General features: G+C 70.9%; 19 protein-coding genes and 1 pseudogene. 11 read left to right on the top strand and 9 right to left on the bottom strand.

Features of this window, described 5'->3' with window-relative positions; all coding sequences use genetic code 11:
• Positions 1-77: 77 nt before the first annotated feature.
• Together AB0C62_RS02345 and AB0C62_RS02340 are read right to left on the bottom strand one after the other, a co-directional pair.
• Positions 78-1,340: an SWF or SNF family helicase gene (locus tag AB0C62_RS02345; RefSeq protein ID WP_362969204.1), complete on the bottom strand. Its 1,263-nt coding sequence runs from the start codon at positions 1,338-1,340 to the stop codon at positions 78-80.
• The gene (locus AB0C62_RS02340; RefSeq protein WP_362969203.1) at positions 1,337-4,291 is read right to left on the bottom strand and encodes a DEAD/DEAH box helicase; all 2,955 of its coding nucleotides are present in this window, start codon (positions 4,289-4,291) and stop codon (positions 1,337-1,339) included. The genes AB0C62_RS02345 and AB0C62_RS02340 overlap by 4 nt, the downstream gene beginning before the upstream one ends.
• 298 nt (positions 4,292-4,589) lie before the next feature.
• Here AB0C62_RS02340 and AB0C62_RS02335 point away from each other — a divergent pair, with 298 nt between their 5' ends.
• Entirely contained in the window at positions 4,590-5,645 is a 1,056-nt protein-coding gene (locus AB0C62_RS02335) for an acyl-CoA desaturase (RefSeq protein WP_362969202.1), read from the top strand.
• Positions 5,646-5,750: 105 nt separating this feature from the next.
• Positions 5,751-5,933 carry a hypothetical protein gene (locus tag AB0C62_RS02330; RefSeq protein ID WP_081223009.1) on the top strand — a complete coding sequence of 61 codons (183 nt, stop codon included), beginning with the start codon at positions 5,751-5,753 and terminating at the stop codon, positions 5,931-5,933.
• A 104-nt stretch (positions 5,934-6,037) separates the two neighbouring features.
• Here the strand turns inward: AB0C62_RS02330 and AB0C62_RS02325 are convergent, their stop codons facing one another.
• Both AB0C62_RS02325 and AB0C62_RS02320 read right to left on the bottom strand, forming a co-directional pair.
• Positions 6,038-6,928 carry a hypothetical protein gene (locus AB0C62_RS02325; protein ID WP_362969201.1) on the bottom strand — a complete coding sequence of 297 codons (891 nt, stop codon included), beginning with the start codon at positions 6,926-6,928 and terminating at the stop codon, positions 6,038-6,040.
• Positions 6,929-7,063: 135 nt separating this feature from the next.
• On the bottom strand, positions 7,064-7,351 hold the full coding sequence (locus AB0C62_RS02320) for a hypothetical protein (RefSeq protein WP_362969461.1): 288 nt from the start codon (positions 7,349-7,351) through the stop codon (positions 7,064-7,066).
• 159 nt (positions 7,352-7,510) lie between these two features.
• On the opposite strand from AB0C62_RS02320, the pseudogene AB0C62_RS02315 reads away from it, so the two are divergent.
• Positions 7,511-7,805: pseudogene (locus AB0C62_RS02315) on the top strand (DUF2236 domain-containing protein); the annotation flags it as partial.
• On the opposite strand, the gene AB0C62_RS02310 reads toward AB0C62_RS02315, so the two are convergent.
• Positions 7,782-8,315: a PadR family transcriptional regulator gene (locus tag AB0C62_RS02310; RefSeq protein ID WP_362969460.1), complete on the bottom strand. Its 534-nt coding sequence runs from the start codon at positions 8,313-8,315 to the stop codon at positions 7,782-7,784. The pseudogene AB0C62_RS02315 and the gene AB0C62_RS02310 overlap by 24 nt on opposite strands.
• A 103-nt stretch (positions 8,316-8,418) precedes the next feature.
• On the opposite strand from AB0C62_RS02310, the gene AB0C62_RS02305 reads away from it, so the two are divergent.
• Positions 8,419-9,177 (top strand): alpha/beta hydrolase, encoded by a 759-nt coding sequence (locus tag AB0C62_RS02305; RefSeq protein ID WP_362969200.1) that lies wholly within the window; start codon positions 8,419-8,421, stop codon positions 9,175-9,177.
• Between the two features lie 27 nt (positions 9,178-9,204).
• On the opposite strand, the gene AB0C62_RS02300 is transcribed toward AB0C62_RS02305, so the two are convergent.
• On the bottom strand, positions 9,205-9,813 hold the full coding sequence (locus AB0C62_RS02300) for a class I SAM-dependent methyltransferase (protein WP_362969199.1): 609 nt from the start codon (positions 9,811-9,813) through the stop codon (positions 9,205-9,207).
• Positions 9,814-9,956: 143 nt separating this feature from the next.
• On the opposite strand from AB0C62_RS02300, the gene AB0C62_RS02295 reads away from it, so the two are divergent.
• The 5 genes from AB0C62_RS02295 (at position 9,957) to AB0C62_RS02275 (ending at position 14,834) form a co-directional block, all read left to right on the top strand.
• On the top strand, positions 9,957-10,730 hold the full coding sequence (locus tag AB0C62_RS02295; protein WP_362969198.1) for an MHYT domain-containing protein: 774 nt from the start codon (positions 9,957-9,959) through the stop codon (positions 10,728-10,730).
• A gap of 62 nt (positions 10,731-10,792) precedes the next feature.
• Complete coding sequence (locus tag AB0C62_RS02290; RefSeq protein WP_362969197.1) at positions 10,793-13,306, top strand: nitrate- and nitrite sensing domain-containing protein; 2,514 nt, start codon at positions 10,793-10,795, stop codon at positions 13,304-13,306.
• A complete protein-coding gene (locus AB0C62_RS02285; RefSeq protein ID WP_362969196.1) occupies positions 13,303-13,740 on the top strand; it encodes a roadblock/LC7 domain-containing protein in 438 nt (145 codons plus the stop codon). Before AB0C62_RS02290 ends, AB0C62_RS02285 begins: the two co-directional genes overlap by 4 nt.
• A gap of 19 nt (positions 13,741-13,759) precedes the next feature.
• A complete protein-coding gene (locus AB0C62_RS02280) occupies positions 13,760-14,173 on the top strand; it encodes a DUF742 domain-containing protein (RefSeq protein ID WP_362969195.1) in 414 nt (137 codons plus the stop codon).
• 55 nt (positions 14,174-14,228) lie between these two features.
• Entirely contained in the window at positions 14,229-14,834 is a 606-nt protein-coding gene (locus tag AB0C62_RS02275; RefSeq protein WP_081222999.1) for an ATP/GTP-binding protein, read from the top strand.
• 30 nt (positions 14,835-14,864) lie between these two features.
• Here the strand turns inward: AB0C62_RS02275 and AB0C62_RS02270 are convergent, their stop codons facing one another.
• The gene (locus AB0C62_RS02270) at positions 14,865-15,293 is read right to left on the bottom strand and encodes a PPOX class F420-dependent oxidoreductase (RefSeq protein ID WP_362969194.1); all 429 of its coding nucleotides are present in this window, start codon (positions 15,291-15,293) and stop codon (positions 14,865-14,867) included.
• Positions 15,294-15,388: 95 nt separating this feature from the next.
• Here AB0C62_RS02270 and AB0C62_RS02265 point away from each other — a divergent pair, with 95 nt between their 5' ends.
• On the top strand, positions 15,389-15,802 hold the full coding sequence (locus tag AB0C62_RS02265) for a roadblock/LC7 domain-containing protein (RefSeq protein WP_362969193.1): 414 nt from the start codon (positions 15,389-15,391) through the stop codon (positions 15,800-15,802).
• A 126-nt stretch (positions 15,803-15,928) separates the two neighbouring features.
• Complete coding sequence (locus AB0C62_RS02260) at positions 15,929-16,870, top strand: DUF6397 family protein (RefSeq protein ID WP_362969192.1); 942 nt, start codon at positions 15,929-15,931, stop codon at positions 16,868-16,870.
• Here the strand turns inward: AB0C62_RS02260 and AB0C62_RS02255 are convergent.
• Both AB0C62_RS02255 and AB0C62_RS02250 read right to left on the bottom strand, forming a co-directional pair.
• Positions 16,857-17,723, bottom strand: coding sequence for an acyl-CoA thioesterase II (locus AB0C62_RS02255; RefSeq protein WP_164374524.1), 867 nt, complete (start codon positions 17,721-17,723; stop codon positions 16,857-16,859). The genes AB0C62_RS02260 and AB0C62_RS02255 overlap by 14 nt on opposite strands.
• Positions 17,724-17,742: 19 nt before the next feature.
• Positions 17,743-20,256 (bottom strand): DUF3516 domain-containing protein, encoded by a 2,514-nt coding sequence (locus tag AB0C62_RS02250; protein ID WP_362969191.1) that lies wholly within the window; start codon positions 20,254-20,256, stop codon positions 17,743-17,745.
• Positions 20,257-20,311: the final 55 nt, after the last annotated feature.

Here is a 20,311-nt window from a genome sequence, read left to right as displayed (position 1 = left end):
AGGAACAAGTTCGTTGACAGCGGCAAGAGTTGGCCCCGACGCCTAACGAAGGCCGACAGTGAGGTGAACGGCGGCCGTCAAGCAGTCATCGGGTCTTCCCCGGCGGTCGCGAGAGCGGTGGCCGGATCGGTCGTGGCCGGCCCCACCGGGGTCCAACGGCCCTGTTCCTCGCGGTAGGGCCACCATCTGCCGTCCCGGCCGAGGCGGAGTTGCGTGCCCGTGCCGGTCGCGGTCCAGCGATTGCGGTCCGCCCGCAGCCGTGGCCTCTCGTCGTCCTCCCAGGCGGTTTGGAGAGCTGCACGCGCGCGTGCCAGCGATTCCCCCTCGACGGCCCACTCGTCCTCCAGGAGCGAGAGCGCGGCGCCGCCGCCGTACTGCCAGGCCCGTACGGCGAGCCTCAGTTCCTCGCGTTCCCGCTCCGAACCGGCCGCCAGTCGTTCGGCGACGCTCTCCGGGGGGTCGCACGCAGCGAGACGAACGGCATCCTGGACGAGGGGCATTGGTTCCGTCTCGGCCGCGCGCCCTCCGGATGCGCGGCCGAGTGCCTCGGCGAGTATCAGGTGCGCCTCCTCGGCCGCCGCGCGAGCGATGAACTCCAGGGCCACGGGGTCGACTCCAGGAGCCGGTGTGCCCTCGGTCTCCAGGGAAGGCGGAGTCCCGGGCCGTTCGGGCAGCGCCGGGTCGGTCGGGAGCGGCGGAAGGATGTCACCCGCCGCATAGGCCTCCAGAGCGTCCACTCCTTCCTCCGCGTCGTCCGGATCGTCCGCGGGCCGGTCACCGCGTCCCTGGAGGGCTTCCAGGAGCGCGCGCTCACCCCGCCCCCGCATCAGCAGCAGCACGAACGGGTCCTCGTCGAGGAGCAGCGCCACCTGGTAACAGAGCGCTGCGGTGTGGCCGCAGTGGTCCCAGGCGCCGCACTCGCACTCCGCTTCCAGATCGCCGAGTCCCGGCAGGAGTTCGACACCCGCGGCCGCCGCGTCCTCGACGAGGTGCGGTGGCATGTCGTGGTCGAGCAGTGCGGCGACGTGTGCGGACCGTTCGGCGGCCATGTCGACGAAGCGGTCCCACTGCTCCTCCGTCAACTCGTGCAGCAGGACGTCCGCCCGGTGGACGGTTCCGTCGCGGTCCTCGACGACCGCCGTGACGCGGCCGGGGCGTACGGAGACCGCGCCCACCGCTCCCGCGCGCGCCAGCCTGCGTCCCGTCTTCACCTGCCCCGAGTCCAACGCCGCGTCCTCCAGCGCCTGGAGCCAGGCCCGACCCCACCACGTCTGCGCGAAGCCCCGCCCGTGCGCGGGCGGCAACACTCCGAAGGTGCGCTCCTCGTCCCGGTCCGTCATCGTGCGCCCCCTCGCAGCTCCACCAGGTCGGCCAGTTCCGCGTCGGTCAGCTCGGTGAGCGCGCCCTCACCCGCGCTCAGGACCGCGTCGGCCAGCCGCTGCTTGCGGCGCAGCATGTCGGCGATGCGGTCCTCGATGGTCCCCTCGGCGATGATCCGGTGCACCTGCACGGGCCGGTTCTGGCCGATGCGGTACGCACGGTCCGTGGCCTGCGCCTCGACGGCCGGGTTCCACCAGCGGTCGTAGTGCACGACGTGCTCCGCGCGGGTCAGGTTGAGCCCCGTGCCGGCGGCCTTCAACGACAGCAGGAAGACCGGGATCCCGCCCTCCTGGAAGCGCTCCACCATCGCCTCGCGTTCTGGGACGGGCGTTCCACCGTGAAGGAACTGCGTCGTCACCCCGCGCTCCGCCAGATGGCGCTCGATGAGGCGCGCCATCCGCACGTACTGGGTGAAGACCAGCACGCTCGCCCCCTCGGAGAGGATGGTGTCGAGGAGTTCGTCCAGCAGTTCCAACTTGCCCGACCGGCCAGGAATCCTGGGCTGTTCCTCCTTGAGGAACTGGGCGGGGTGGTTGCAGATCTGCTTGAGCCCCGTGAGCAGCTTCACGATCAGACCGCGTCGGGCCATGCTGTCCGCACCGGCGATCTCCGCGAGGGTCTCGCGGACCACGGCCTCGTACAGGCCGGCCTGTTCCGGGGTGAGCGACACGGCACGGTCGGTCTCGGTCTTCGGCGGCAGCTCGGGTGCGATGCCCGGGTCCGACTTGCGACGGCGCAACAGGAACGGCCGGAGCAGTCGGGCGAGCCGGTCGGCCGCCGCGGGGTCCTGGCCGCCCTCGACAGCCTGCGCGTAACGGCTGCGGAAGGTTCCGAGCCGGCCGAGCAGACCCGGTGTCGTCCAGTCCAGGATCGCCCACAGTTCAGAGAGGTTGTTCTCCACGGGAGTGCCGGTGAGCGCCACGCGGGCGCGCCCGCCGATGGTGCGCAGTGCCCGCGCGGTCGCCGAGTAGGGGTTCTTGACGTGCTGGGCCTCGTCCGCCACCACCAGACCCCAGGGCACCTCACCGAGCCGTGGCGCGTCGAGCCGCATCGTGCCGTACGTCGTGAGGACGAACTCGCCGTCGGACAGGCCTTCCAGGCTCCGCCGGGCACCGTGGAAGCGGCGTACCGGGGTGCCGGGGGCGAAGCGTTCGATCTCGCGCTGCCAGTTGCCCAGCAGGGAAGCCGGACAGACGACGAGCGTGGGGCCCGCGGCTGCCGACGCGTCCCGCTGCCGGTGGAGGTGCAGGGCGATCAGAGTGATCGTCTTGCCGAGCCCCATGTCGTCGGCCAGGCAGCCGCCCAGCCCCAGAGAGGTCATACGGGCCAGCCAGTTGAGGCCGCGCGACTGGTAGTCGCGCAGCGTGGCACGCAACTCCGCGGGCTGTCCGACCGGCTGTTGCTCCTCGGGGTCGGACAGCCGCTCCCGCAGGGTCGCCAGCCAGCCCGTGGGCTCGACGTCGACCCGGTGGCCGTCCACCTCGGCGGAGCCCGTCAGGGCGGCGCTCAGGGCCTCGACGGGCGTGACCTTGCGGTCCCGGTGCGCCTGCGCCCGGCGGACCTCCTCGGGGTCGACGAGAACCCACTGGTCGCGCAGCCGCACCATGGGCCGCTTCGCCTCGGCCAGCCGGTCCAGTTCCTGCCGCGTGAGCTTCTGGTCGCCGAGCGCGAACCGCCAGTCGAACGAGAGCAGAGCGTCCGCCGACAGGAAGGACGGCACGTCCGAGACCAGCCTGTCCTGGGATCCTTCGTCGCCGGTCGGCCCCTCGTGCCCGCCGTCCGCGGTGGCGTGAGGGCCGACGACCGCGCGGGCGGTCAACTTGCGGGCCAGTTCCTTGGGCCAGTGCACGTCGACACCGGTGAGCGCCAGCAGCCGGCCGCCCGCTCCGAGAAGTTCGCCGACCTCCTCGTCGGCGAGTTCGACCGCGTCCGGAACAGCGGCCGAGAGCAGCGGTGCCAGAGGCGGCCAACTCTTCGCGGCGCGGCGGAGAGCGAGCAGGGCGGCCATCCGCGCGCGCGGGCCGAACGGCGAGGAACCCGCCCACACGGTCCGGGCGTCCGCGACGAGAGCGGGGTCATGCGCGCTGTGCAACTGAACCACCACTCGGAACGGCAGGGACAGGTCCTCCGGCCCGGACGACACGTACGTCGGCACCTCGACGCGCAGCGAGACGCGTACGTCGGCCTCGTGCGTCTCGGCGACCTCCGTGGCCCAAGCGCGATGCTGCGGCACAAGCTGGGGCTCCGGCGCCGCGAAGGCCGGGCCGCCGGCCGCGAGCGCCGCCGCGGGGGAGCGCGGCAGGGAATCGGCGACCGCGTCCAGGAACGCCCGTACGAGCCGTTCGGGATCGGGCAGTCGCAAGGGTGCGATGGCGCCGTCCAACAGCTCGCCGGGCGTGTCCACTGACTCCGGGTGCTCGTCCACCACCCTGCCAAGTGCCCGCAACGGCACGGCGTGTGCCTCGGGGGGCATCGAGGCGGCAAGTTCACGGACGCGCTCCAGATCCCGTGCGCCCAGCGGGCCGGCGCGCCAGGAGTCGTGGTCGTCGGCCGTCACTCCCGGCAGCAGCAGCCCGCGGGCGACGAACTGGAGGGCGAGCACTCCGGCAGCACCCCAGAAAGAGGTCGCCCGGTGCGCCTGCGTCGCGGCACGCGCGCGTGTGAGGACCGGCAGGGCGGTCCGCACCGGCAGCAGCACCGCGGGCACCGAGACGGTCTCGACGCCGTCTCCCACGTGCAGTGCCACCGTCAGCTCCTCGGCCGAGCCGGAGGTCACCCCCGGCGGCGACTCGCCGTCCGGGCGCCAGAACGCGACGCTGCCCGCGCGCGGCGGATCGGCGGGCACGAACACGGTGCAACAGCGGGCCAGTTCGGAGATCTCTGCGGCGCCGACCGCGGGAATCCTCTGCACAGCGATGACGCATCCCTCGGATTCATCAAATTTGACTACTGGGTCGAGTCGCCGAGGGTACAGCACGCCGGGGGCGGACGGGCGCGGCCTGCCCGTGTGAGGCTGCGGCCCCGGGAAGAACGGTGGCACCTGCGCTCCCGGAGGGGTGCCACCCCCCTGGGGAGTCGGGGGAAACCCCGCACGGAACGGGGTGGTGGCGCCATGGCCGTCAGAGGTCACTGATTCGTACGTTTCATCAGGTCAGCCCACTTCCTGAGAGATCAGGTCGGCCCGCTCCCCGAGAGACCGGAGACCCGCCATGGCCCAGACCGCCACCGTCCTCGCAGAACCCACCCCCAAGGAGGGATCGAGGGCGGCACCCGGCAGCGATTTCGCACCCCTCCTGCGCAGGGTCAAGGAACGCGGACTCCTGGACCGGCGCCACGGCTGGTACGCACGCGAGATCGCCGCGAACCTGCTGAGCCTGGCCGCCGTGCTCACCGGGGTCGTCCTGATCGGCGACTCCTGGTGGACCCTGCTCCTCGCACCGGTGCTCGCCGTACTCGGCGCCCGCACAGCGTTCATAGGCCACGACGCGGGCCACTCCCAGATCACCGGCAACAAGACGGCCGGCCGGGTCATCGGCCTGGTCCACGGCAACCTGCTCCTCGGCATGAGCTACGCCTGGTGGAACGACAAACACAACCGGCACCACGCCAACCCCAACCACATCGACAAGGACCCCGACGTCCTCGCCGACGTCCTGGTCTTCACCAGCGGTCAGGCCGGCGAGCGCACCGGATTCCGGCGCTGGCTCACCCGCAACCAGGCATGGCTGTTCTTCCCGCTGACCCTTCTCGAAGGCATCGCCCTGAAGATCCACGGATTCCGGGACCTTCGCCGGCAGCCGCCACGCGAGCGTGCCGTGGAGGCGCTGCTGCTGGTCACCCACGTCGTCGCCTACGCGACTCTGCTGCTCACCGTTCTCTCCCCGGGCAGGGCACTGGCCTTCGCGGCCCTTCACCAGGCACTGTTCGGCCTGCACCTCGGGATGTCCTTCGCGCCCAACCACAAGGGCATGGAGATGCCCGACCCGGACGGCGAGCGCTGGGGACATCTGCGCCGACAGGTCCTCACCTCGCGCAGCGTCCGGGGCGGCGTCCTCACGGACTGGTTCCTGGGCGGCCTCAACTACCAGATCGAACACCACCTGTTCCCCAGCACGCCCCGCCCGCATCTGCGCCGCGTCCAGCCTCTGGTGCGCGCCTACTGCCGAGAGATGGGTATTCCCTACGCTGAGACCGGGCTCGTCGACTCCTACCGACAGGCCCTGCGCCACATGTACGAGGTCGGGGAGCCTCTCAGGGTCGAGTAAGGGGCACACCTCAGGGACGTATCAGGGTCGCGGTCCGGAACCGTGGGACGCAGGGACCCGTTCTCACGACAGAGAGCGGCATCAGCCGCGGAGGAGGCGACACACATGTCGAAGAACGCGAAGATCGCCGCAGGGGGTGTGGCGGTCGGCCTGATCCTGTTGATCTGGCTGCCCTGGTGGGCCGCCTTCCTGATCGTGCTGGGTGTACCGGCGGCCGCGTACCTGGCCCTGGACCCCTCGCAGCGGCGCAGGCTGCGCCGCGTCACCCGCAAGGAGATCGGCCGCTGAGGGGCGCGGGGCCACCGTCCGCCGACACCGGTGAAGGCCGGCGGACCGGGGTGGCGGAGGACTGACGAGGGCGGCGTCACCGGGTCTCCCGGTGACGCCGTCGCTCAGCTCGGGCGGACGGCCATCTTGTCGAGAGCCTCCAGGAGGCCGGGCAGTTCCGGTCCTCGACCGACGGGCAGGACCTCGCCGGGCTCGTCGTCGAGAAGGACGAACGCGATGTCGTCGGTCCTCGCGACGAGAGACCATCCCGGACCGTCGGCGCGCAGGGTCCGGGCGTCTCCCGTGGCGAAGGACGAGCGCACGCGGCCCAGCGGCGGAGGGGTGTCCACGTAGGAGCGCGCCTCGGCCAGGACGCGGCGGACCCCCGTGCGTTCCTGACCGTCGCCGAGCTTCTCGCGCTCGGCCTGAGGGTCTTCGGCCTGGGCGTCGTCGTCCCCGGACTGCTCCGCACCGTTCGAGGGCGCGAATTCGCTGTCGTCGATCTGATCCCGCCACGTCGCCCACTGGAGAGCGATCTCGTCGGCACCCAGACGCCGCTGGGCGGGCCCCCAGGTGGTCGTGTCCGGCGGAGCCAGCGGAGGGCGTTCCGTGGGCTCGGTCGACGGATCGTGCGGGGCCGGGACCCCCGGCGCCGCGACAGCCACTTCCAGGGGCCAGCCGGGCAGCGCGGCGACAACCGTCCGCTCGTCCGGCGACAGCTCGTGCTCCATTCCGCAGTCCCAGGAGGCGATGGCCACCGCGACCAGCGACACGTCGTCGATGACGACGGTCCACCGCGCGCCCTCCCCGTCCTGGCCGAGCACCAGCCCGTACCCGTCGGCGAGCGGCGCGAGGGCGAGCGTCGCACAGGCCTCGGGATAGTCGTCCCCGAGCACGCTGGGGAACTTCGCCGGTGTCAGCAGTACCGCCGTCAGCACGTACAGCGCGTCGTCGTCCACGGTGGCGACGGCTTCCTCGTCCACGGTGGTGACGGCTTCTTCGTCCGTCCCGGCCATCCCAGCCTCCCGATCGGTCCATCTGTCGGCGCACCCTAATGCGACCGGAAGGCGCTTGTCACGGGCCCCACACACATGCGGAGCTGCAGTTATCCGGCTGGACAGGGGCGAAACGCCCCCCTGTGGCCGACCGCGTCAGGCGGCGGGGAGTCCGAGCAGGGAGCGCGTGACCGTCCCGGGCGACTCGTCGCGTTCCCGAGCGAGGGCGATGACCGCCCGGCAGGCCAGTTCGGTCACCCCGAAGGAGAGCGCCTCGGGCGACACCCAGGAGGCTGCCTCGTCGATCCGCTCCTGATCGTCCTCGGCACACGCGGAGACGTACGCCGAGGCCGCCTCGAAGAGGTTGTGGCCGCGCTTCCCGCCCTCGCGGGCAACCACGGGACCGGCCTCTCCGGACTGTTCCGCCGTCTTCCTGCCTGCCATCGTGCGGAGCCTGTCGAACATGCCGGACATCGGGCCACCTTCCTCTGCTCGATCGTCGTCGCCAAGCGTTCATCTGCTGCTACTCAACGTAGAGTTGGAGGCGTGGCGGCAGAAGGGGCACGACCCGGTGAAGCGCTACGAGCGACTTGCGCGGTGCTCCTCGCACCCCTGCTGCGCGCCTCGATGCTCGCCCTGCTCGACGAACCCCTGTTGCGGGCCTTCCGCTACGCACCACCGGCCGCCGCCACGCGCGTGTCGGCCCGCCGTGCTGTGCGCGCGTGGCCGACTGGTCCGCCTTCTGCCACCGCGGCGCGCCCCGCACTTCGCCCGACAGGACCGGGAGGTCAAGAGCTACCCGGACGGCCACCGCGTCGCCGACCTCGGGGTCTGCCCAGTTCCGACAGTTCCGGGTATGCGCGGCTGTCCGGGCTCAGTCGCCCGCGGCGTCGAGTGAGTGGAGGGTGGCCCGCAGCCACGCCAGTTCCGCCTCGCTCGTGGCCCGTGCGATGGTGAGGATGCCTCGTCGGAAGGGGTCGTCCAACTCCTCGGCCCGCACCGGCCGGTCACCGTCGTAGAAGAAGCTCGCCGGCTCCTCCAGGAAGGCGAGTCTGCGGCGCAGTACCGCCGCCTGTGCCGACGGGTCCTCCAGATGCCTCAGGAAGGCGAGCACCGCGAACCACCTGTTCTCGTCGCTGATGTCCCGCCCGGCCGGCTCCGCGAGCCTGCGCCGCAGTTCGCGCCCGCCCTCCTCGGTGAGTGTCAGGACGTGACGGGGGGCGGCCACGGAGCCGGGCTGTGTGGCGCGTTCCAGCAGGCCCGCGTTCTCCAGTCGCTTGATGGCGGGGTACAGCGTGCTCTCCGCCACCGGCTTCACGTGCCCCGTCAGGGCGGTGATGCGCTTGCGCAGCTCGTAGCCGTGCAGTGGGGTGTCGCAGAGAAATCCGAGGATGGCCAGCTCCAGCATGACCTCATCATCCCTCATGCACGCTGTACATCGGTTCATTAATACATCGGGTCCGATGTATGCTCCGTGCGGAAGAGTGAGACGTCGTGACGGGGAGGGCCCGATGAGGCAAGCCGAGTTCGACAGCAGAGGAAGCCTGATCCGGTGGACCGAGGCGCCGGGGGCCGGGCCCGCGCGCGTGTACGTGCACGGCCTCGGGGCGGCGTCGGCGGTCTACCACGCCCACATCGCCGCCCGGCCCGAACTGGCGGGCCGCAGGACCTTGTTCGTCGACCTGCCGGGACACGGCATCAGCGACCGGCCTGCGGACTTCGGCTACACCCTCGAGGACCACGCAGGGGCTCTCGCCGCGGCTCTGGACGGCGCCGGCGTCACCGGTGCGGAACTCGTCGCCCACAGCATGGGGGGCGCCGTCGCCGTCGTGCTCGCCCATCTGCGGCCCGACCTCGTCTCACGTCTCGTCCTCGTCGAGGCCAACCTCGACCCGTATCCGCCGGGGACGACGGGCGACAGCGGTATCGCCGCGTACGACGAGGACGACTTCGTGGAGAACGGTGGCCACGCGCGCGTGCTCGAGAAGGTCGGGGACTCCTGGGCCGCGACCATGCGCCTCGCCGACCCGCGTGCGCTGTACCGCACGGCGCTGGCCCTCCAGCACGGCACCGTCCCGACGATGCGTCAGATGCTCATCGGCCTGGCCATCGACCGCGTCTACCTCCAGGGTGAACTCAGCGGCGAACTCCCCGGCGCGCAGGCGCTGGAGGTGGCGGGCGTGCGGGTTGTGACAGTGCCGGGCGCGGGCCACAACATCATGTTCGACAACGCTGACGCCCTCGCCGCGGTCCTCACCGGTACGCACTGACCGTCGGCTGCGGATCCGGGGCGCCGCTCAGTCCCTTCGCACGGCGAGCGTGAGGAAGCGGGCGTCCTCGTCCACGTACGAGAGCATGTCCCAGCCCGAACCGGCGAGCAGGGGCCCCAGGTTGGGCTCCGCGCGCAGGTCCTCCGGGGTGAGCTCCCGACCCTGGCGCGCCGCGAGGGCGGCCCGCCCGATCGGATGGAACAGTGCCAGCGTGCCTCCGGGGCGCACCACGCGCGTCAACTCCCGCAGATTCTCGGCGGGGTTCGGCAGATGGGCGACGAGACCGGCCGCGAACACCGCGTCCAACGACTCCGAACGCAGCGGCAGCGCTGCGACATCGGCCAGCAGCAGACGCCCGTCGCGGTCGCGCCCGGCCCGCACGGCGGCCTCCAGCATGGCCGGGGTCAGATCGGCCCCGAGGACCACCCCCGTGCCGCCTACCGCAGCCCTCAGCGGCGGCAGCGCGCGTCCGGTTCCGCAGCCCGCGTCGAGCACCCGGTCACCCGGGCGCAGCCCCATGTCCTTCACCGCGGCCTCGTACGCGGGGCCGTCGTCGGGGAACCGCGTGTCCCAGTCGGCGGCGCGTGTGCCGAAGAACTCCTGGACGTGTGTGTGGTCGTCGCTCATGTGCCGCATGATCTCTCACCGACACGAAGGACGACGCGGTGCACACGTTCGAACCCGACGCGATCGCTGAGGTACACACCTTCGCCATATTGCAACAGCTTTCGAAATGCGCCCCCTTTGTGCCACCGGGCGCCGACTAGCGTCCCTGGGCCATGGGACACCTGGACCACGCCGCCTTCGGCTGGCTGACCCCCGTGCTGTCGTACGTGATGGCCTCCATCGGCGCCGCCCTCGGCCTGCGCTGCGCGGTCCGCGCGCTCGGATCCACCGGCTCGTCGCGCCGCAACTGGCTCCTCGCCGCCGCCTCCGCGATCGGCACCGGGATTTGGACGATGCACTTCGTGGCGATGCTGGGCTTCGGCGTCACCGGCACGGAGATCCGCTACAACGTGCCGCTGACCGTGCTGAGCCTGCTTGTCGCCATGGCGTTCGTGGGCGCCGGACTCTTCGCCGTCGGATACGGACGCGACCGGCGCCGCGCGTTCGTCATCGGCGGGCTCACCACCGGGCTCGGCGTCGCGAGCATGCACTACCTCGGCATGGCGGCCCTGCGCCTGCACGGCCAGGTGCACTACGACCCCGCACTCGTCGGACTCTCCGTCGGCCTGGCGGTGTTGGCGGCGACCGCCGCCCTGTGGGCGGCGCTCTCCACCAGGTCCCCCGTCGCGGTCACCGCCGCCTCCCTCGTCATGGGCGGCGCGGTGAGCAGCATGCACTACACCGGAATGATGGCGGTGAGCGTCCGCGTCCGCCCCTCCGGGGGCGTCCTGCCCGGGGCCACGGCGATGCAGTTCATTTTCCCCCTCGCCGTCGGCCTCGGGTCCTACCTCTTCCTGACCGCGGCATTCGTCGCACTCTCCCCGATGTCCGAAGGCCGAGAGGTGTCCGCGCCGGCCCGGCGGGCGGTCGAGAGCATCGCCCGCTGACGGCGGGCCCGGCAGCAACCGGCCGCGAAGGGCCACCACGAACCTCTCCGATCGAGGAGGCCATGCGTACACCCCGCAGAACCACCACAGCCGGTGCCCAGCCACCACCCCGGGCCCGCGGCCGCCGCGCCCACGCGGGGCCGCCGGCGGACGAACACCCCGAGTTCGACGGGTCCGCCGCCGAGGCTGTGCCACCGGCACGCCCGCCCGCCGAGGGCTGGCACCTCCGGCCCCGCACCGTCCGGGCCAAGGTCGTCAGCCTGCTGATGGTGCCGGTCGTCTCGCTGCTCGCGCTGTGGGCGTTCGCCACCGTGAGCACCGCCCAGGACGTCGCACGACTGCGGCAGCTGCAACGCGTGGACGCCACCGTCCGGGCACCTGTCGACGCCGCGGTCGCCGCGCTCCAGGCGGAACGCGCGGCCGCCGTCAGCTACGCGACCGATCCCGCCGCAGCGCAGTCGAGCGAGTTCAGGAACCTCTCCCGGCAGACCGACCGCGCCGTCGCGAAGCTCCGCCTCGGCGACGACCACACCGTCGCCGACGGTGCCGACCTCCCCGCGGGAGCCGCGGAACGGCTCGACGCCTTCGTCACCGACGCGGGCAACCTGAGGACGCTCCGCACGTCCGTACTGGATCGGCGCACCGGCTGGGACGAGGCGTACGGCCGCTACACGAAGGCCATCGCGACCGCCTTCGGTGTCGACGGCGCGCTGTCCGGTGTCGACGACCCCGGAATGAGCTCCGACGCGCGCGTGCTCCTCGAATTCTCCCGGGCCGGTGAAGCCCTCGCCCAGGAGAACGCCGTCCTCGGCGGGGCCCGGCTCGCCAAAAGCCTCGACGGCGAGCGGCTCCGACTGTTCACCGGCGCGGTCGACACCCGCCGCGCGCTGACTGATGCCGCCATGGTCGACCTGCGAGGACCCGAACGCGCGGCCTGGACGGACCTGGCCCAGGGGGCCGCCTACCTGGACGTCCGCACGGTCGAGGACAAGGTGCTGGCCGCCCGCCCGGGCACCAAGGCCGTCGAGGCCGCACCGGAATCAGCCTGGGACATCGCTCACGCGCGTGTGCAGGACGGTATGCGGACGATCGCGACGGAAGCAGCCGTCGCGGACGGGGCGGACCCGTTCGGGCGTGCGCTGCTCACGCCCGCAGGCGCAGCGGTCCTCTTCGGACTCGCAGCGGGCATCGCCTCCCTGATCATCTCCGTACGCATCGGCCGCGACCTCGTCGTCGAACTGGTCAGCCTGCGCGACAGCGCCCTGGACATCGCGCGCAGGAAGCTCCCCGAGGCCATGCGCCGACTACGGGCGGGCGAAGCGGTCGACGTGCGAGCCGAAGCGCCCCTCGGAAAGCCCTCGGACGACGAGACCGGCCAGGTCGCCGAAGCCCTCAACACCGTGCACCGAGCCGCTCTGCGCGCCGCCGTCGAACGCGCGGAACTGGCCGGCGGGATCTCCGGGGTCTTCGTCAACCTCGCCCGGCGCAGCCAGGTGCTCGTACACCGCCAGTTGAATCTCCTGGACACCATGGAGCGCAGGTCGGAAGACCCCGACGAGTTGAGCGACCTGTTCCGTCTCGACCACCTCACCACCAGGATGAGACGCCACGCGGAGAGCCTGATCATCCTCTCCGGAGCCGCACCCGGCCGCGCCTGGCGGATGCCGGTCTCGCTGACCGACGTCGTCCGGGCGGCCGTCTCCGAAGTCGAGGACTACGCACGCGTGGAGGTGCGCCAGCTCCCCGACGCGGCCGTGATCGGCACCGCGGTCGCCGACCTCACCCACCTCCTCGCGGAGGTCGTGGAGAACGCCGCCCAGTTCTCGCCGCCCCACACCCGCGTCCGGATCACCGGCGAACCCGTCGGCAACGGCTACGTGATCGAGGTCGAGGACCGGGGCCTCGGCATGGGCAAGGAGACACTGGCCCAGGCCAACCACCGCATCGAACAGTCCGAGGCACTCGACCTGTTCGACAGCGACCGGCTCGGCCTCTTCGTGGTCAGCAGACTCTCGGCCCGGCACGACATCAAGGTCCAACTGCGGACCTCGCCCTACGGAGGCACCACGGCGGTGGTCCTGCTGCCCACCGCCCTCCTGGACGCCGGCCCGAGGGAACGTTCCACCGCACAGGCCGAAGCCGACAGGCCGGTGGAACGGGAGTACGCGCGCGTGGCGTCCGTCCCGGAGCAGGACGCCGTCCGGGCGGCCGACGAACGACCCGCACTGGTACCGCCGGTGGCAGTGGCGCCCGAAGGCCCCGTGAACGGTTCACGGGAGACTCCTCCGGCCCGGATCGCGACACTCCGGTTGCACCGCTCGGCCGACGACACCGAGACCTCCGAGGAACTCCCACGACGGGTGCGCCAGGCACATCTGGCACCTCAACTGCGCGGGCAGCGCGCCGCGGAGCCGCCCCCGTCCGCTACGGACGACGAATGCACACCCGAACGCGTACGCGCGCGGATGACCGCCTACCGGGACGGCTGGGTACGCGGCGGCGGCAGGTCACCCGGCGTCCCCGCGACCCCCGACGTCGAAGAGGGCCGCGACAGCAGCGAAGGAGACTCCGCATGATCCAGGACCCGAGCACGAGATCCGCCCAGCCATCCGGTGAACTCGACTGGCTGCTGGACGACATGGTGCTGCGCGTGGCCGACGTGCGACACGCCGTGGTGCTGTCGAACGACGGCCTGGCGGTGGGCGCGTCAACCGGCCTGCGGCGCGAGGACGCCGAACACCTGGCCGCCGTCGCCTCCGGGTTCCACAGCCTGGCCAAGGGAGCAGGACGCCACTTCGGGGTCGGCGGGGTACGCCAGACGATGGTGGAGATGGACGAGGGATTCCTCTTCGTGGCCGCGGCGGGAGACGGATCGTGCCTCGCCGTCCTGACCGCGGTCACCGCGGACATCGGCCTCGTGGCCTACGAGATGGCACTCCTGGTCAAACGGGTCGGAGAACACCTCCACACGCCGACTCGCGCCGCCGCACAGCCGCCCGTCGCGGGCTGACCGAGGACGGCCGACGCAGATGACCGAGGACACGCCGGGCACTCCGCCGCAGCCCGGGAGCCAGTGGTACGACCAGGAGGCGGGGCCCCTCGTCCGTCCCTACGCGATGACGGGCGGCCGCACCCAGTCGGGCCCGACCGGGGTGCACTTCGACCTGATCGCCCTGGTCTCACTCGACGAGGGCGCCCCCGGCATCGACGAGGACACGTCGCTGGGACCGGAACACCGAACCCTGATCGAACTGTGCCGTACCGAAACTCAGTCCGTCGCCGAACTGGCCGCCGACGCCGATCTTCCCCTGGGCGTGGTCAGGGTGCTCCTGGGAGACCTGCTGGAACGCAGCTGCGTCACCGTCAGGCGCCCCGTACCGCCCGCACAACTGCCCGACGAGCGCATCCTCCGCGAGGTGATCGAGGGACTGAGGGCGCTCTAGATGACCCAGATGTACCGACGTCGACGGTGGTCGGCACTCCCGAGAGAAGTGATCGATGGTCTCCGAGAACTCCGACGCCTCGGGTGGCGACACGTCCGCCCTGGCGCTGAAGATACTGGTCGCCGGCGGATTCGGCGTGGGAAAGACCACCCTGGTGGGCGCGGTCAGCGAGATCCGGCCGCTGCGCACCGAGGAACTGCTCAGCGAGGCCGGTCAGTCGGTGGACGACACCGGCGGAGTGGATCAGAAGGTCACCACGACCGTCGCCATGGACTTCGGACGCATCACCATCAGGTCGGGTCTCTCGCTCTACCTGTTCGGAACACCGGGCCAGGACCGCTTCTGGTTCCTGTGGGACGAGTTGTCGACGGGTGCCCTCGGCGCCGTCGTCCTCGCGGACACCCGACGGCTGGAGGACTGCTTCCCGGCGGTGGACTACTTCGAGCACCGGCACATCCCGTTCGTGGTGGCCGTCAACTGCTTCGCCGATGCGCGCGCGTACGGCGCTCAGGACGTGTCCCGTGCTCTCGACCTCGACCGGGGTACCCCGGTGGTGCTCTGCGACGCCCGTGATCGCGACTCGGGCAAGGAGGTGCTGATCCGGCTCGTCGAGTACGCCGGGCGGGTCCACACCGCCCGGCTCCTCGACTCCGTCGGCTGAGGCCGGCCGTGCCTGCCGGCTCGTGACCGCTCAGTCGGCCACGGCGGCGAAGGCCAGGACCTTCTCGATCCGCAGGCGGACGAGCAGTTCACCGGGTACGCCGTTGCGCTTGCCGAACTCCTCGGCGCGGTCCTCGCCCATGTAGCGGCCGCCGATCCGGGCGGCCCAGTGCCGCAGATCGTCGACGTCCTCCGACAACACCGCCCGGCCCTCCAGCACCACGAAGGCGAAGGGCGGCCGGTCGTCGTCCACACACAGGGCGACCCGGCCGTCCCGCGCCAGGTTCCTTCCCTTCACGCTGTCCTTCGCGGTGTTGAACACCAGGTCGTCACCGTCCAGCACGAACCAGATCGGCGCCACGTGCGGACTGCCGTCGGCCCGGACGGTGGAAAGCTTCCCCGTGCAGGTTCCCTGCGAGACGAACGCTCGCCACTGCTCGTCGGTCATCTTCTCTGCCATGCCGCCCATCCTCCTTGCCCGAAGGGCGGCAGTGGGGAAGGCTTGCTGGGCGAATCCTCCGGTCGGGGGGAAACGACACACGGGGAGACCGGATCATGGCACAGAACACGGGACTTGGCTGGCTGCTGGACGACCTCACCCAGCGCGTCGAGCACGTCCGGCACGCCCTCGTGCTCTCGAACGACGGGCTGGTGACCGGGGCGAGCACGGGGCTGCGGCGCGAGGACGCCGAGCACCTCGCCGCCGTCTCGTCGGGGCTGCACAGCCTGGCCAAGGGATCCGGCCGCCACTTCGGTGCCGGACAAGTGCGCCAGACGATGGTCGAGTTCGACGACGCCGTGCTCTTCGTCACCGCGGCCGGCGCGGGCAGCTGTCTGTGCGTCCTCAGCGGTGCGGAGGCGGACATCGGCCAGGTCGCGTACGAGATGACATTGCTGGTGAACCGGGTCGGCGAGCACCTCGGCGTGGATGCGCGACTGCCGGGAGCCAGGCCCGCGACAGACCTCTGACCTGCCGATACGCCGTCGCGGTCAGAGTTTTCCACAGGCTTGCCGCGATATCCGCCGGGCCGGATACGGTTTTTCCGAAGCGAGCGCACACGGCGCGAGCATCCGACTCCACGGGGGAGAACCGTCATGACCGCCGGCAGCACCATCACCCAGTCCGCCACCACGTCGCTCGGCCGCGCCGCACGAGAACTGGACCTCAGGCGCGGCGAGTTCGACCTGGCCGTGCACCTCGGTTGCGTGCGCACCCTCCCCGACGAAGGGGGTGGTGGACGCAGGGTCGCTCGCGCCGAGATCGAGCGCCTGCGTTCCGAGGCCGGCTTCCCCGAGACGCTGCACGAGCGAGTGAAGGCGGTCGGCACCACGGAGGGCGCCGCGCTCATGGGCATGACGACCACCCGGTTCACGCGCCTCGCACGCCTGGGCCTCGTGGTGCCCGTGAAGTTCTATCTGAACCGCTACAGGGCGGTTGTCTGGCTGTATCTCGCCGAGGAGTTGCGGCAGTTCGCCGCGGACGAGAAGCACGCACCGCTGATGAAGGGCCGGACGCCCGAAGGCCTCCGCGGTCAGCTCGAAGAAGGCGTGGATCTCCGGCCCCGCAACTGGCGCGGACGACACCTGGGTTTCCAGCTCCGGCAGTCCGAGGATCCCTGGGCTCGCGCCGCTGTCGTGGCGTCGCTGCTCGACCCCGTTCAGGTCGCCCGGGTCGTGCGGGACCCCTGCGAGCGCGCGTACCTCGACCGTCTCCGGCCCGACCGGGTCTCGGGCGCGGCACCGGGCTCGCCCTCGGCGCTGATCGCCGAGCGCATCATGACAGCGGACCATCCCGACGAGATCGGCTGGCTTCGCGCAGACCTCGGTCAGACCCTCTCCGAAGCGCGGGAGGACCGACCCGCGCCCCGACCCACGGTGCCTTCGGCCTCACCGATGCCGGCCGCTCCCCGAGATCGGCCCCTGGCACCCGCCCGCACGATCGACACGATCGACGCGCCGGACGCCGCCCGCTCGCGAAGGCTGCTCGGGTGGCTGCGCCGCAGGAATACGGACGCGGGCCTGCCTACAGCGCCCTGAACAGGCCTTCCTGCACGACCGAGACGAGGAGGTGCCCCTCCTGGTCGTAGATGCGGCCGCGGGCCAGCCCACGTCCGCCCGTCGCGATGGGGGACTCCTGGTCGTAGAGGAACCACTCGTCCGCACGGAACGGCCGGTGGAACCACATCGCGTGATCCAGCGACGCCATGTCGAAGCCGCGCGGACCCCACAACGGTTCCACCGGGATCCGGACGGCGTCGAGGAGAGTCATGTCGCTCGCGTAGGTGAGAGCACAGGTGTGCACGAGCGGGTCGTCGCCCAGCGGGCCGACGGCACGCATCCACACCGCGCTGCGTGGCTCGGCGCCCTTCGTCTCCTCGGGCGTCCAGCGCAGCCGGTCCACATAGCGGATGTCGAACGGCTGACGCCGGGCCATGCGCTCCAACGCTTCGGGCAGAGCCCCCAGATGCTCCTTGATCTCCTGCGAAACCGTCGGCAGGGACTCCGGGTCCGGCACCTCACGGGCCGGCGGCAGCTGGTGCTCGAAGCTCCCTTCCTCAGGCTTGTGAAAGGAGGCGGTGAGATTGAAGATCGTGCGGCCCTGCTGCACCGCGGTGACCCGGCGCGTGGTGAACGACCGCCCGTCCCGCACCCGTTCGACCTGGTACACGATCGGGACGCCCGGACGGCCGGGGCGCAGGAAGTACGCGTGCAGCGAGTGCACCGGCCGGTCGCCCTCGGTCGTGCGGCCGGCGGCCACCAGCGCCTGGCCCGCCACCTGTCCGCCGAAGACCCGCTGGAGGGACTCCTGCGGGCTGCGGCCCCGGAAGATGTTGACCTCGATCTGCTCCAGGTCGAGCAGGTCGACGAGTCTCTCGGCAGGATTCGTCATCGGTGGTTCTCTCCTGTGCTCACAGCTGGCCGACGTCGGTGACCTTGACGATGGCACGGCCCTCGGCGTCCGAGGCCACCAGGTCGACCTCCGCGCTGATGCCCCAGTCGTGATCGCCGTTCGGGTCGGCGAAGGTCTGCCGGACACGCCACAGACCGTTCTGCGGCTCCTCGACGATCGACAGCAGCTTCGGGCCACGAGCATCGGGACCGGTGCCGAGGTCCTCGTACTCGTCCCAGTACTTGTCCATCGCGTCGCCCCACGCGTCGGCGTCCCAGCCGGCGTCGGCGTCCAACTCGCCGAGTTCGTGGACGTTGTCGAGAGCCGCGAGCTCTACCCGGCGGAACATCGCGTTGCGGACGAGGACACGGAAAGCGCGCGCGTTCGCCGTGACCGGCTTGACCTGGTCGGCCTTCTCCTGGGCCTCCTCCGCCGTCATCACCTCGGGATTGGCGAGCTGCTCCCACTCGTCGAGAAGGCTGGAGTCGACCTGGCGCACCATCTCGCCCAGCCAGGCGATCAGGTCCTCCAGGTCCTCGGACTTCAGGTCGTCCGGGACGGTGTGCTCGAGCGCCTTGTAGGCACTCGCCAGGTAGCGCAGCACGATGCCCTCGGTGCGCGCGAGTTCGTAGAAGGACACGAACTCCGTGAAGGTCATGGCCCGTTCGTACATGTCGCGGATGATGGACTTCGGCGACAGCGGATGGTCACCGACCCACGGGTGGCTCTTGCGGTACACGTTGTACGCGTGGAAGAGGAGCTCCTCCATGGGCTTGGGGTACGTCACGTCCTGGAGGCGCTCCATGCGCTCCTCGTACTCCACACCGTCGGCCTTCATCGCGGCCACGGCCTCGCCACGGGCCTTGTTCTGCTGCGCCGCGAGGATCTGCCGCGGATCGTCGAGCGTGGACTCCACGACCGACACCATGTCGAGGGCGTAGGACGGCGACTCGGGCTCCAGAAGGTCGAACGCGGCGAGCGCGAACGTCGACAGCGGCTGGTTGAGCGCGAAGTCCTGCTGAAGATCGACGGTGAGGCGCACGATGCGGCCGGTCGGGTCGGGTTCGTCGAGCTTCTCGACGATGCCGCCGTCGAGGAGCGAGCGGTAGATCGCGATCGCCCGCCGGATGTGCCGCAGCTGCTGCTTGCGCGGCTCGTGGTTGTCCTCCAGCAGATGACGCATGGCTTCGAAGGCGTTGCCGGGCCGCGCGATCACCGACAGCAGCATCGTGTGGGTCACGCGGAAACGCGAGGTCAGCGGCTCGGGATCGGCGGCGATGAGCTTCTCGAAGGTGGTGTCCGACCAGCCGACGAAGCCCTCGGGAGCCTTCTTCCGCACCACCTTGCGGCGCTTCTTCGGATCGTCGCCCGCCTTCGCGAGCGACTTCTCGTTCTCGATGACGTGCTCCGGCGCCTGTGCGACGACGAAGCCCGCCGTGTCGAAGCCCGCCCGGCCGGCACGTCCGGCGATCTGGTGGAACTCGCGGGCACGCAGTGTGCGCACCCGGGTGCCGTCGTACTTCGTCAGCGCGGTGAACAGCACCGTGCGGATGGGGACGTTGACGCCCACGCCGAGGGTGTCCGTGCCGCAGATGACCTTCAGGAGACCGGCCTGGGCCAGCTTCTCCACCAGGCGCCGGTACTTGGGCAGCATGCCTGCGTGGTGCACACCGATGCCGTGCCGCACGTAGCGGGAGAGGTTCTGGCCGAACTTGGTGGTGAAGCGGAAGTTGCCGATCAGCGCGGCGATCTGGTCCTTCTCCTCGCGCGTGCACATGTTGATGCTCATCAGCGCCTGCGCCCGCTCCACCGCCTGCGCCTGCGTGAAGTGCACGATGTAGACCGGGGCCTGCTTCGTGGCGAGGAGCTCGGTGAGGGTCTCCGTCAGAGGGGTGAGCACGTACTCGTAGGAGAGCGGGACCGGCCGGGTCGCGGAGCGGACCACCGCGGTGGGACGCCCGGTGCGGCGCGTGAGGTCCTTCTCGAACATCGAGACGTCACCGAGCGTCGCCGACATCAGGATGAACTGCGCCTGGGGGAGTTCCAGGATCGGGATCTGCCATGCCCAGCCGCGATCGCCCTCGGCATAGAAGTGGAACTCGTCCATGACGACCTGGCCCACGTCGGCCTGCTTGCCGTCCCGCAGCGCGATGGACGCGAGCACCTCGGCCGTACAGCAGATGACCGGGGCGTCGGCGTTCACGGAGGCGTCACCGGTGAGCATGCCGACGTTCTCGGTGCCGAACATCTTGCACAGCTCGAAGAACTTCTCCGAGACCAGCGCCTTGATCGGCGCCGTGTAAAAGGTGACCTCGTCCCGGGCCAGTGCGGCGAAGTGCGCGCCCGCGGCGATCATGCTCTTGCCCGACCCGGTGGGCGTGGAGACGATCACGTTCGCCCCCGAGACCACCTCGATCAGCGCCTCCTCCTGGTGGGGGTAGAGCGTGAGACCGCGTTCCCCGGCCCACGACTCGAAGGCTTCGTAAAGGGCGTCGGGGTCTGTGGTCTGCGGCAGCTGATCGATGAGGGTCACGCCCCCATCTTGCCTGTCGACGCACGCTATGGGGGAATCGGATGCCGGTCCGATG

Origin of the sequence: Streptomyces sp. NPDC048643, from assembly GCF_040650615.1 — a bacterium.
Taxonomy (GTDB): Bacteria; Actinomycetota; Actinomycetes; order Streptomycetales; family Streptomycetaceae; genus Streptomyces.
This window is presented reverse-complemented; position numbering and strand designations above follow the sequence as displayed.

Bases quoted from the DNA above. Each gene is read 5' to 3' on its own strand.
- AB0C62_RS02345 (WP_362969204.1), bottom strand. From the start codon at position 1,340: ATGACGGACCGGGACGAGGAGCGCACCTTCGGAGTGTTGCCGCCCGCG.
- AB0C62_RS02335 (WP_362969202.1), top strand. From the start codon at position 4,590: ATGGCCCAGACCGCCACCGTCCTCGCAGAACCCACCCCCAAGGAGGGA.
- AB0C62_RS02330 (WP_081223009.1), top strand. From the start codon at position 5,751: ATGTCGAAGAACGCGAAGATCGCCGCAGGGGGTGTGGCGGTCGGCCTG.
- AB0C62_RS02325 (WP_362969201.1), bottom strand. From the start codon at position 6,928: ATGGCCGGGACGGACGAAGAAGCCGTCACCACCGTGGACGAGGAAGCC.
- AB0C62_RS02320 (WP_362969461.1), bottom strand. From the start codon at position 7,351: ATGGCAGGCAGGAAGACGGCGGAACAGTCCGGAGAGGCCGGTCCCGTG.
- AB0C62_RS02310 (WP_362969460.1), bottom strand. From the start codon at position 8,315: ATGCTGGAGCTGGCCATCCTCGGATTTCTCTGCGACACCCCACTGCAC.
- AB0C62_RS02305 (WP_362969200.1), top strand. From the start codon at position 8,419: ATGAGGCAAGCCGAGTTCGACAGCAGAGGAAGCCTGATCCGGTGGACC.
- AB0C62_RS02300 (WP_362969199.1), bottom strand. From the start codon at position 9,813: ATGCGGCACATGAGCGACGACCACACACACGTCCAGGAGTTCTTCGGC.
- AB0C62_RS02295 (WP_362969198.1), top strand. From the start codon at position 9,957: ATGGGACACCTGGACCACGCCGCCTTCGGCTGGCTGACCCCCGTGCTG.
- AB0C62_RS02290 (WP_362969197.1), top strand. From the start codon at position 10,793: ATGCGTACACCCCGCAGAACCACCACAGCCGGTGCCCAGCCACCACCC.
- AB0C62_RS02285 (WP_362969196.1), top strand. From the start codon at position 13,303: ATGATCCAGGACCCGAGCACGAGATCCGCCCAGCCATCCGGTGAACTC.
- AB0C62_RS02280 (WP_362969195.1), top strand. From the start codon at position 13,760: ATGACCGAGGACACGCCGGGCACTCCGCCGCAGCCCGGGAGCCAGTGG.
- AB0C62_RS02275 (WP_081222999.1), top strand. From the start codon at position 14,229: ATGGTCTCCGAGAACTCCGACGCCTCGGGTGGCGACACGTCCGCCCTG.
- AB0C62_RS02270 (WP_362969194.1), bottom strand. From the start codon at position 15,293: ATGGCAGAGAAGATGACCGACGAGCAGTGGCGAGCGTTCGTCTCGCAG.
- AB0C62_RS02265 (WP_362969193.1), top strand. From the start codon at position 15,389: ATGGCACAGAACACGGGACTTGGCTGGCTGCTGGACGACCTCACCCAG.
- AB0C62_RS02260 (WP_362969192.1), top strand. From the start codon at position 15,929: ATGACCGCCGGCAGCACCATCACCCAGTCCGCCACCACGTCGCTCGGC.
- AB0C62_RS02255 (WP_164374524.1), bottom strand. From the start codon at position 17,723: ATGACGAATCCTGCCGAGAGACTCGTCGACCTGCTCGACCTGGAGCAG.